Source organism: Streptomyces sp. MB09-01 (assembly GCF_033794505.1).
GTDB lineage: Bacteria > Actinomycetota > Actinomycetes > Streptomycetales > Streptomycetaceae > Streptomyces.
On record NZ_JARAYQ010000100.1, the window covers coordinates 17,021 to 28,051 of the forward strand.

Annotated in this window: 8 protein-coding genes and 1 pseudogene; 1 reads left to right on the top strand and 8 read right to left on the bottom strand. The window is 73.2% G+C overall.

The genetic code is table 11. The features are described 5' to 3' along the window. Nucleotides 1–60 precede the first annotated feature (60 nt). Both PV721_RS21340 and pdxH read right to left on the bottom strand, forming a co-directional pair. On the bottom strand, nucleotides 61–1,377 hold the full coding sequence (locus tag PV721_RS21340; RefSeq protein ID WP_319726834.1) for a PAS domain-containing protein: 1,317 nt from the start codon (nucleotides 1,375–1,377) through the stop codon (nucleotides 61–63). 572 nt (nucleotides 1,378–1,949) lie between these two features. Then, nucleotides 1,950–2,612: a pyridoxamine 5'-phosphate oxidase gene (gene pdxH / locus PV721_RS21345; protein ID WP_319726836.1), complete on the bottom strand. Its 663-nt coding sequence runs from the start codon at nucleotides 2,610–2,612 to the stop codon at nucleotides 1,950–1,952. A gap of 200 nt (nucleotides 2,613–2,812) precedes the next feature. On the opposite strand from pdxH, the gene PV721_RS21350 reads away from it, so the two are divergent. Next, a complete protein-coding gene (locus PV721_RS21350) occupies nucleotides 2,813–3,919 on the top strand; it encodes a citrate synthase 2 (protein ID WP_030390669.1) in 1,107 nt (368 codons plus the stop codon). A 113-nt stretch (nucleotides 3,920–4,032) separates the two neighbouring features. On the opposite strand, the gene PV721_RS21355 is transcribed toward PV721_RS21350, so the two are convergent. The 6 genes and pseudogenes from PV721_RS21355 to PV721_RS21380 all read right to left on the bottom strand — a co-directional run. Further along, nucleotides 4,033–4,638, bottom strand: coding sequence for a TetR/AcrR family transcriptional regulator (locus PV721_RS21355; RefSeq protein WP_319726840.1), 606 nt, complete (start codon nucleotides 4,636–4,638; stop codon nucleotides 4,033–4,035). Further along, on the bottom strand, nucleotides 4,626–5,363 hold the full coding sequence (locus PV721_RS21360) for an enoyl-CoA hydratase family protein (RefSeq protein WP_319726843.1): 738 nt from the start codon (nucleotides 5,361–5,363) through the stop codon (nucleotides 4,626–4,628). Before PV721_RS21360 ends, PV721_RS21355 begins: the two co-directional genes overlap by 13 nt. 479 nt (nucleotides 5,364–5,842) lie before the next feature. Then, nucleotides 5,843–7,012: an acyl-CoA dehydrogenase gene (locus PV721_RS21365; protein ID WP_319726847.1), complete on the bottom strand. Its 1,170-nt coding sequence runs from the start codon at nucleotides 7,010–7,012 to the stop codon at nucleotides 5,843–5,845. Continuing rightward, nucleotides 7,009–8,940 carry an acetyl/propionyl/methylcrotonyl-CoA carboxylase subunit alpha gene (locus PV721_RS21370; RefSeq protein ID WP_319726849.1) on the bottom strand — a complete coding sequence of 644 codons (1,932 nt, stop codon included), beginning with the start codon at nucleotides 8,938–8,940 and terminating at the stop codon, nucleotides 7,009–7,011. Before PV721_RS21370 ends, PV721_RS21365 begins: the two co-directional genes overlap by 4 nt. An 8-nt stretch (nucleotides 8,941–8,948) precedes the next feature. Next, entirely contained in the window at nucleotides 8,949–10,547 is a 1,599-nt protein-coding gene (locus PV721_RS21375) for an acyl-CoA carboxylase subunit beta (RefSeq protein ID WP_319726852.1), read from the bottom strand. Further along, nucleotides 10,544–11,031: pseudogene (locus PV721_RS21380) on the bottom strand (exopolyphosphatase); the annotation flags it as partial. The pseudogene PV721_RS21380 and the gene PV721_RS21375, both read right to left, overlap by 4 nt.

The window sequence follows — 11,031 nt, forward strand, 5'->3', positions numbered from 1 at the left end:
CGGGAGTACAGCAGCACGTGTGCGGGCCGCCCAAGCCAGGCCACGGGACGAGGGTGGGCGCTAGCCCGGCGGGCGCCCTCCCGCCGCCAGGTCCAGATCGGCGGCCACCCGGGCCGCGACCTCCTCCGCGTACTCCGCGTCCGCGCGCTCGAAGGCCACCCGCGTGGGCCCGCGCAGGAACGTCAGCGCCCCCAGGGTCCGCCCCCGGCTGCGCAGCACCGTGCACAGCACGTGCGCCGCGCCCTCCGGCCACTGGCGGGCCCGCGCCCACTCCGCGTCCGCCTCGCCGCGCGGGGCGCTGGTGCGCACCGAGCCGATCCGGTCCAGGGCCTGGAGGGCCGGATGCCCGGCCGCGTACCTGACCGGGATCGACCCGGGCCCGGGCAGCGCCGGCGGTGACGCGGCGGACCGTACGAGCCTTCGCCGCTCGGGGTCGGCCGCGGGATCCAGTACGTCCAGCAGCGCGTGCTCGGCGAAACCGGCCAGGGCGAATTCCAGGCGTACGGCGGCCGCCTCCGCCGGGTCCTCGCACTCGGCGGCGGCCCGCCCCGCCCGGTGGAGCTGATGGGACCGGAACCGCAGCTGCGCGGTGTCCAGCTGCTCCTGCCGGGCCTGGGTGACGTCCTGGAACAGCCAGCCGACGCCCAGCGGCACGGGCTCCTCCGCGAGCGGCGAGGCCAGCCGCAGGAACCCGCACCGCCAGCACCTGCGCCGCACCCCCTCGGCGGTGGGCACCGACACCCACATCTCCACCGGCGCGGGCGGTGCCCCCTCGGCGAGCACGTGCTGGAGCGCGCCCTCGAGCTCCTCCACGCCCTGGGTGAGCAGCTCCCCGAGCGGGCGCCCGAGCAGGGCGGTCCGGCCGGTCCCGAAGGCGCGTGCGGCGTGCGCGTTGACCACGGCGGGCCGCAGGTCGACGTCGACGAGGACGACGCCCCACGAGGCGTCCTCCATCAAGGCCTCGCTCAGCGCGATGGACCGCTCCAGGTCGATCTGCGCGTGCACCTCGCTGAAGGCGCAGTACACCCCGGCGGGTTTTCCGTCCGCGCCCGGCACCCCGGCGGACTGTGTCCGTACGAGGACGCGCCCGCCGTCCTTGGTGAGCAGCGCGAACTCGTGCACCTGCCGGCCGGGCACGTGCTGGGCGGCCATGAGTCTGTCCTGCACGTCGTGCGCGTCGGCGGCCCGCACCGCCCACCCCTCGAACCCCTTGCGCCCCACGGCCTCGCCGGCGGACCACCCGAGGATCCGTTCGGCCTCTCGGTTCCAGTGGGTGATCACGCCGTCGGCGTCGAACGCGCACAAGGCGGCGTCCATCCCGTCCAACAGCGCTGCGAGCAGATCGTCTGCGGTCTCGTTACGTCCGGAAGCAGTCACCTGGCACCCCCAGCAGGTGTTCGCGTGTGCGGCACGTCGGATCATTCAACTGGAACGTGACGCAGCCCACACTGCTTTCCGCGGATTGGGTGCGGGAAATCCGGTTCGGGGGCCGGCAGCTCCGCGTCGTCCACGCACCTCAGGAGGACGCGCCGGCCGTCGGCCGTCCCGGAGCTTGCGGGCCGGCGCCCCCGCCGCAGCGGGGAAATAAAAGGGTTGTGGCTGCCTCGGCCCCTGCCTAGGCTCGGACGTACACGAGAAGGGAGGTGGTTGCCGCAATGTACGGAAACCGGACGCGTGAGGTGGCTGCGGGCTAAGCGCCCGTCGTCGCACGCACCCAGTGCGGTGCCCGGCGGGATCGCCAGGCGCCAATCCACAGCAGTCACCCGACCCGCGGGCTCGCCGGTACGTCCGGCCGGCTTCTCTCACTGCAGGAGAGAGACCCAGAGCCCGCGGGTCGCCTGCGTTTGCCGCTCCCGCCCGGGGTGAGCGGGACGGGGCGACCCGCCGTGGAGCGGAAGCGGCCGGACGCGGCCCCGCTGCCGCAGGCTGTCCCGCCCGGCGCCGCGCGGCTACGGGCAGAGCCGCTCGACGCGCCACTTGCCCGCGTCCAGGACGTAGTGCAGCCGGTCGTGCAGGCGGTTCTCGTGGCCCTGCCAGAACTCCACCTCTTCGGGGACCACGCGCAGGCCGCCCCATTCCGGCGGGACCGGGACCTGCTCGCCCTCCGGGTAGCGGGCGTCGAGCTCGGCGTAGCGGCGGTCCAGTTCCGCGCGGGAGCCGATCACGCTCGACTGTTCGCTCGCCCAGGCGCCCAGCTGGGACCCGTGCGGGCGGGAGCGGAAGTACGCCGCCGTCTCGTCGCGGCCGATGCGGGACGCGGTGCCGGTGACGACCACCTGGCGCGAGATGGGGTGCCAGGGGAACAGCAGGGCGACGTGCGGGTTCTCGGCGAGCTCGCGGCCCTTGCGGGACGCGTAGTTGGTGTAGAAGACGAAGCCGCGCCCGTCGAACTGCTTCATCAGCACCGTGCGCGAGCTGGGCCGGCCGTCGGGGGTGGCCGTCGAGACGATCATGGCGTTCGGTTCGAAGAGGTGCGAGTCCGCGGCCTGCTGGAACCACAGGGCGAACTGGTCCATCGGATGCTCGGCGAGAGTCTCCTCAAGGACGATTTCCGAGCGGTACTGCTTGCGCATCGTGGCGGGGTCAATGTCCTGGTCGGTCACGCTGGCCATCCTGCCGCAGCCTGGCCGGTGGCGGTGTGCCGTATGTCACGCTTCCACAGTCGAGGTGGAGCGGCCAAAATCTTGGGGCCGGTCCGAAGGTCCCCGCGCGGGTGACCAACGGCCGTGCCGGGCATCAACGGGGATGACCGCGCCGGACCGCGAGTCACGCCGGGAGCCGCGCGTGTTCGCACTATCTGAGGAGCCGCCTGATGTCCGACTTCGTACCCGGGCTCGAAGGGGTCGTCGCGTTCGAGACCGAGATCGCCGAACCGGATAAGGAAGGCGGTTCCCTCCGCTACCGCGGGGTCGACATCGAGGATCTCGTCGGGCACGTCTCCTTCGGGAACGTCTGGGGCCTCTTGGTCGACGGTGCCTTCAACCCCGGCCTGCCGGCCGCCGAGCCCTTCCCCATCCCGGTCCACTCCGGTGACATCCGCGTCGACGTGCAGTCCGCTCTCGCGATGCTCGCCCCCGTGTGGGGCCTGAAGCCGCTGCTGGACATCGACGAGCAGACCGCCCGCGACGACCTGGCGCGCGCGGCCGTCATGGCGCTGTCGTACGTCGCCCAGTCCGCCCGCGGCCAGGGCCTGCCCATGGTTCCGCAGCGGGAGATCGACAAGGCCGAGTCCGTGGTCGAGCGGTTCATGATCCGCTGGCGGGGCGAGCCGGACCCGCGGCACGTCAAGGCCGTCGACGCGTACTGGACCTCGGCCGCCGAGCACGGCATGAACGCCTCCACCTTCACCGCACGGGTGATCGCGTCGACCGGCGCGGACGTCGCCGCCGCGCTCTCCGGCGCCGTCGGCGCCATGTCCGGACCCCTGCACGGAGGGGCGCCGTCCCGCGTGCTCGGCATGATCGAGGAGATCGAGCGCACCGGCGACGCCGTGGCGTACGTGAAGAAGGCCCTGGACAAGGGCGAGCGGCTGATGGGCTTCGGACACCGCGTCTACCGCGCCGAGGACCCGCGCGCCCGCGTGCTGCGCCGCACCGCCAAGGAACTCGACGCTCCGCGCTACGAGGTCGCCGCCGCGCTGGAGAAGGCCGCGCTGGAAGAGCTGCACGCACGCCGCCCCGACCGGGTGCTGGCCACCAACGTGGAGTTCTGGGCCGCGATCATGCTGGACTTCGCGGAGGTCCCGGCGCACATGTTCACCTCCATGTTCAGCTGTGCCCGCACCGCCGGCTGGTCGGCGCACATCCTGGAGCAGAAGCGCACGGGCCGCCTGGTGCGGCCGTCGGCCCGCTACACGGGCCCGGGCCGGCGCAACCCGCAGGAGATCGAGGGCTACGCGGACATCGCCGAGACCGCGTGATCGATCGCGTGATCGCGTGAACGGGCGACCGCTGGGCGCCGTATCCCGTAACGGGGTGCGGCGCCCTGTCGTTTCCCCGGCCCTTTCTCCTGCCCTTTCTCCGGCCGGGGGCCTCAGGCCAGGGCGGCGTCGAGGATGCGGGCCCACTGGGCCACCACGCGGGCCCGGCGGGCCCGGTCGTCGGTGAGGACGTTGGCCAGGCCCAGGCCGCGGGCCATGTCGAGGAGCCCCTGCACCGTCTCCCGTACGCCGGGCGCGGACTCGTCGGCTCCCAGCAGCTCCACGGCGATGCGGTGGGTCTCGCGGCCGACCCGGGCCTCCAGTTCGGTGACCCGGGGGCGCAGTTGCTCCTCGTTGGAGGCGGCGACCCACAGCTGGAGCGCGGCCCGGAAGAGGGTGCCCGTGTACAGGTCGACGAGCGCCTCGACCACCACGGGGCGGGCGGCCGGGCCTGCCTGGAACAGGTCGCGCAGGGCGGTGGACCGCTCCTCGGCGACGTACTCGACGGCCGCGGTGAACAGGTCCTCGCGGGTCGGGAAGTGGTGCTGGGCGGCGCCGCGCGAGACGCCGGCCCGTTCGGCGACGACGGCGACGGTGGAACCGGCCCAGCCGTGTTCCGCCAGACAGGACACGGCCGCCTCCAGGAGGTGGCGGCGGGTGACGCGGCTGCGCGCCTGCTTGGGGCCGGCCGAGCCGGCCGCACCGGTCACAGTGCCCATGACGGTTCCCGGCGCTCGAAGCGGGCGGTGATGCCCTCACGGGCCTCGGCGGACGCGAACAGCTCCCCGGACAGCTCCGTCAGACGGGCGCCGTCGCGTTGCAGGGCCTCGCGCACGGCGGCGGCGGTCAGCGCCTTGGTCGCGGCCAGGCCCTGCGGGGAGGCCTTGCGCAGGCCGGCGAGTACGGGCTCCAGGGCCTCGTCCACGTCCCCGGCGTGCAGGGTGAGCAGCCCGATCCTGGCGGCCTCGGCGGCGTCGAAGGCCTCGGCGGTGAGGAAGTAGCGGGCGGCGGCGCGCGGGTCCAGGCGCGGCAGCAGCGGCATGGAGATCACCGCGGGGGCGAGGCCGAGGTGGGTCTCGGTGAAGGCGTACGTGGACTTCGGCCCGGCGGCGGCGATGTCGCAGACCCCGAGCAGCCCGAGGCCGCCGGCCCGGACGTGGCCGGTGACACGGGCGACCACGGGCTTGGGCAGCTCGGCGATCTCGCGGAGCAGGGCCAGGAAGTCGGCGGGGGCGCTGGGGGACTTGAGGTCGGCCCCGGCGCAGAAGGTGTTGCCGGTGTGGGTCAGGACGAGCGCCCGGACCCCCGGGTCCGCCCCGGCGGCGGCGAGCGCGGCGCGGGTCGCGGCGACGAGCTCTGCGGAGAGGGCGTTGCGGTTGGCCGGGGAGTCGAGGGTGAGGGTGGTGACTCCGGCCGCGGTTGCGGTGTGAACGGGTGGGACCATGTCTCCTCCGGAGGGGTGTGCGGGTATCCGTGCTGGGCCGGGATCCTCCCGGGGAGGGTATGCGGGCCGCCTGCGGCGCGGCTCCGCAGGTCCCGCCGAAGCCGCCCTCCGCCGCTCCGCCAAACCGGCCTCCGGCCCCGGGGCTCCGCCCCGCACCCCATGCCTCAAACGCCGGCGGGGCTGGATGTGGCCGGCGTTGAGGCTGCAAGCGCCCGGAGGGCCGGATCGCGCGGAGCGCGGTTTCAGCCCCTGCAGCGCCTGAGGAGCGGAGCCCCCTCCTCGGCCTCGCCGGGGTCTGAAGGCGGGGCCCCGGCCTTTCAGCCCCGCCGGGTTTGAGGGCGGAGCCCGGCCTTTCAGCCTCGGGAGGCGTCGGGGCGGAAGTCCGGCCTTCAGCCTCGGGGGGTGTGAGGGGCGGAGCCCCGGTCTTCAGCCTCGCCGGCGATTGAGGCGCGGGGAAGGTGGGAGGGGCTCCGTGTGGGTCAGTAGGACTTGGGGAGGCCCAGGGTTTGGTGGGAGATGAAGTTGAGGATCATCTCGCGGCTGACCGGGGCGATCCGGGCCACGCGGGAGGCGGTGATGAGGGCGCCGAGCCCGTACTCGCGGGTGAGGCCGTTGCCGCCGAGGGTGTGCACGGCCTGGTCCACCGCACGGACGCACGCCTCCCCCGCGGCGTACTTCGCCATGTTCGCGGCCTCGCCCGCCCCCATGTCGTCCCCCGCGTCGTACAGGCGGGCCGCCTTCTGCATCATCAGGCGGGCCAGTTCGAGCTCGATGTGCGCCGTGGCCAGCGGATGCGCCACGGCCTGGTGCGCGCCGATGGGCTCCTTCCACACCTGCCGGGTCTTCGCGTAGTCCACGGCCTTGGCGAGGGCGTAGCGGCCCATCCCGATGGCGAAGGCGGCGGTCATGATCCGCTCGGGGTTGAGTCCGGCGAACAGCTGCAGCAGCCCCGCGTCCTCGTCGCCGACGAGCGCGTCGGCGGGCAGCCGTACCTCGTCGAGGACGAGCTCGAACTGCTTCTCCGCGGCTTGGAGTTCCATGTCGATGACGGAGCGGGAGAAGCCGGGGGCGTCGCGGGGGACGATGAACAGGCAGGGCTTGAGGCTGCCGGTGCGGGCGTCCTCGGTGCGGCCGACGATGAGGGTGGCGTCGGCGATGTCGACGCCGGAGATGAAGACCTTGCGGCCGGTGAGGATCCAGTCGTCGCCGTCGCGGCGGGCCGTGGTGGTGATCCGGTGGGAGTTGGAGCCGGCGTCGGGTTCGGTGATGCCGAAGGCCATGGTGCGGCTGCCGTCGGCGAGTCCCGGGAGCCAGGCCTGCTTCTGGGCCTCGGTGCCGAAGCGGGAGATGACCGTCCCACAGATGGCGGGCGAGACGACCATCATCAACAGCGGGCAGCCCGCAGCGCCCAGTTCTTCCAGGACGATGGACAGTTCGGCGATGCCGCCGCCTCCGCCGCCGTACTCCTCGGGCAGGTTGACCCCGAGGTAGCCGAGCTTCGCGGCGTCGGCCCACAGCTCGTCGGGGTGGCCGCCTTCACGGGCGACGCGGGCGAGGTACTCGCGGCCGTAGCGCTGCCCGAGGGCGGCGACCGCCGTGCGCAGGGCCTGGTGCTCTTCGGTCTCGACGGTGCTGGTGGCGGAGCTCATGACTGCGTTTCCTCCTGGACTACGGCGAGCAGGGCGCCGAATTCGACCTGTTGGCCGGTGACGGCGTGGAGCGCGGCGAGCGTGCCGGAGGCGGGAGCGAGGATGCGGTGCTCCATCTTCATGGCCTCCAGCCAGAGCAGGGGCTGTCCGGCGGTGACGCGGCTGCCGGGGGCGAGGCCCTCGGCGATGCGGACGACGGTGCCGGGCATGGGGGCGAGCAGGGAGCCCGGTTCGGTCCGGTCCTGCGGGTCGGGGAAGCGGGGGACGGGGGTGAGGGTGTGGGCGCCGAGTACGGAATCCACGTAGATCTCGGTCGCGTCGGCCCTGTTCGAATTTCGTTTCACGTGGAACACCCGCCGGATTCCCTCGATTTCGAGGGTGACGAGGGTGGGAGTGGCGGCCAGGACCCGGATACCGGGGTGGTCGACGAGCCGGCCGGCCCGGTAGCGGACCTCGTACTCGGCGCCGGCCACCGTGTAGCGGCGGATCTGCGGCTGGGAGCGGACGTTGCGCCAGCCGCCGAGGCGGGCGGCGAGCGGGGCGTCCGGGGCGGGGGCCGCCTCGGCGAGTGCGGCGGCGAGGGTCGCCGGGGTGGCGTCCGGTGCGGCCACGGTGAGGGCGTCGAGGTGGCGCTCGTAGAAGCCGGTGTCGAGCTGCCCGGCGGTGAACTCCGGGTGGTGCAGGGAGCGTACGAGGAGTTCGCGGTTGGTGGTGAGCCCGTGGATGCGGGCTCCGGCCAGGGCGTGGGCGAGGGTCCGTACGGCCTCGGCGCGGGTGGGGGCGTGGGCGATGACCTTGGCCAGCATGGGGTCGTAGTGGATGCCGACCGTGTCCCCGTCGGTAAATCCGGTGTCCACGCGGACGTTGCCGGGGACGGCGAGGGTGTGCAGGGCTCCGGTCTGCGGGCGCCAGTCCTGGGCCGGGTCCTCGGCGTAGAGGCGGGCCTCGACGGCGTGGCCGGTGGGCTCAGGCGGCGACGGGGGCAGGGCCTCGCCCTCGGCGACGCGCAGCTGGAGGGCGACGAGGTCGAGGCCGAAGACGGCTTCGGTGACGGGGTGTTCGACCTGGAGGCGGGTGTTCATCTCCAGGAAATAGGGGCGTCCGTCGGCGGTGACGAGGAACTCGACGGTGCCGGCGCCCCGGTAGGAGACGGCGCGGGCGGCGGCGACGGCGGCGGAGTGGAGGTTCTCGCGCAGTTCTTCCGGCAGTCCGGGCGCCGGGGCCTCCTCAATAACCTTCTGGTGGCGGCGCTGGAGGGAGCAGTCGCGGGTGCCGAGCGCCCAGACGGTGCCGTGGGCGTCGGCGAGGACCTGCACCTCGACGTGACGGCCGCGCTCGACGTAGGGCTCGGCGAAGACCTCGCCCTCGCCGAAGGCCGAGCGGGCCTCGGCGGAGGCCGCGTCGAGGGCCGCCTTGAGGCTGCCGAGGTCGCGGACCACCCGCATCCCGCGACCACCGCCGCCGGCCGCGGCCTTCAGGAGCAGGGGCAGGTCCGCGGGGGTGGCGGCGGCCGGGTCGACGGGGTCCAGGAGCGGTACCCCGGCGGCGCGCATCAGGTCCTTGGCCCGGGTCTTGGAGGCCATGGCCTCGATGGCCTCGGGCGGCGGGCCGATCCAGGTGAGGCCGGAGTCCTGGACCTCGCGGGCGAAGCCGGCGTTCTCGGAGAGGAAGCCGTAGCCGGGGTGAACGGCGTCGGCGCCGGCGGCGAGGGCGGCCTTGATGATCAGGTCGCCGCGCAGGTAGGTGTCGGCGGGGGCCGCGCCCGGCAGGCGTACGGCCGCGTCGGCGTCGCGCACGTGGAGGGCGTCGGCGTCGGGGTCGGAGTGAACGGCGACGGTGGACAGGCCCAGGGCGCGGGCGGTGCGGAAGATCCGTACGGCGATCTCACCGCGGTTGGCGACGAGCAGGGAGCTGATCGGCTGGGTCATGGGCGGGCTCACATCCGGAAGACGCCGAAGCCGCCACGGGCGCCCTCGACGGGGGCGTTGTGGACGGCCGACAGGCACAGGCCGAGGACGGTACGGGTGTCGCGCGGGTCGATGACCCCGTCGTCGTACAGTCGCCCGGACAGGAACATCGGCAGGGACTCGGACTCGATCTGCGCCTCGACGAAGGCGCGCATCCCGGCGTCGGCCTCCTCGTCGTGCGGCAGCCCCTTCGCGGCGGCGGACTGCCGGGACACGATGGAGAGCACTCCGGCGAGCTGCTGGGGGCCCATCACGGCGGACTTGGCGCTGGGCCAGGCGAAGAGGAAACGGGGCTCGTAGGCGCGGCCGCACATGCCGTAGTGGCCGGCGCCGTAGCTCGCGCCGATGAGCACGGACAGGTGCGGGACCTTCGAGTTGGAGACCGCGTTGATCATCATCGAGCCGTGCTTGATGATGCCGCCCTGCTCGTACTCCTTGCCGACCATGTAGCCGGTGGTGTTGTGGAGGAAGAGCAGCGGGATGTCGCGCTGGTTGGCGAGCTGGATGAACTGGGCGGCCTTCTGGGATTCGGCGCTGAACAGCACGCCCTGCGCGTTGGCGAGGATGCCGACCGGATAGCCGTGGAGGGTGGCCCAGCCGGTGACGAGGCTGGTGCCGTAGAGCGGCTTGAACTCGTCGAACTCGGAGGCGTCGACGATGCGGGCGATGACCTCGCGCGGGTCGAACGGCGTCTTGAGGTCGGGCGGGACGATGCCGAGGAGTTCCTCGGGGTCGTACTTCGGCTCCTGCGCCGGGGGCGGATCGGTGTGGGCCTTGCGGTGGTTCAGCCGGGCGACGACGCGGCGGGCCTGACGGATCGCGTCGTGCTCGTCGAGGGCGTAGTAGTCGGCGAGGCCGGAGGTACGGGCGTGCATGTCCGCCCCGCCGAGGGACTCGTCGTCGCTCTCCTCGCCGGTGGCCATCTTGACCAGCGGCGGACCGCCGAGGAACACCTTCGAACGGTCCTTGATCATGATGGTGTGGTCGGACATGCCGGGGATGTACGCGCCTCCGGCGGTGGAGTTGCCGAAGACGACGGCGACGGTCGGGATCCCCTCGGCCGAGAGCCGGGTGAGGTCGCGGAAGATCGCGCCGCCCGGGATGAAGATCTCCTTCTGGGAGGGCAGGTCCGCGCCGCCGGACTCCACGAGGCTGATGCAGGGCAGGCGGTTCTGCCGGGCGATCTCGTTGGCCCGCAGTGCCTTCTTCAGCGTCCAGGGGTTGCTGGCGCCGCCCCGGACGGTGGGGTCGTTGGCGGTGACCAGGCACTCGACGCCCTCGACCGTGCCGATGCCGGTGACCATGGAGGCGCCGACGGGGTAGTCGCTGCCCCAGGCGGCCAGCGGGGACAGCTCCAGGAACGGCGTGTCCGGGTCGAGGAGCAGCTCGACGCGCTCGCGGGCCAGGAGCTTGCCGCGCTGCTTGTGGCGGGCCGTGTACTTCTCCCCGCCCCCCTGCAGGGCCTTGGCGTGCTCGGCGTCGAGGGCGGCGAGGCGTTCCAGGGCTGCGGTACGGGCCTGCGCGTGCTCGGGGGCGTGCGGATCGACGGTGGTGCGGAGGCGGGTCATGGGCCGGTCCCCTCCGGGGCGGTTTCGGGCAGCAGGTGGGTCGGGACGTCGAGGTGGCGGGCACGGAGCCATTCGCCGAGGGCCTTGGCCTGGGGGTCGAAGCGGTGGCCGGAGGCGACGCCGGCGCCGAGGATGCCGGTGACGGTGAAGTTCAGGGCGCGGAGGTTCGGGAGCGGGTGGCGGGTCACGGGCAGGGCCCGGGCTTCGGGCAGCAGCTCCTGCATCAGCTCGACGGTGAGCGTGCGCTCGAGCCAGGTCCAGGCTTCGTCGGACTCGACCCACACCCCGATGTTGGCGTCGCCGCCCTTGTCTCCGCTGCGGGCCCCGGCCAGTGCCCCGAGGGGGGCGCGGGTGGTGGGCGTTCCGGACGGCTCAACCCCAACTCGGCGAACAATGAGGCGTTGGGTCGGCCCACCAGCGGAGGGAATGGCGACGCGCACAACATGCCTATCTCTGAAACAGCGATCCAACACCACGCGAAAGC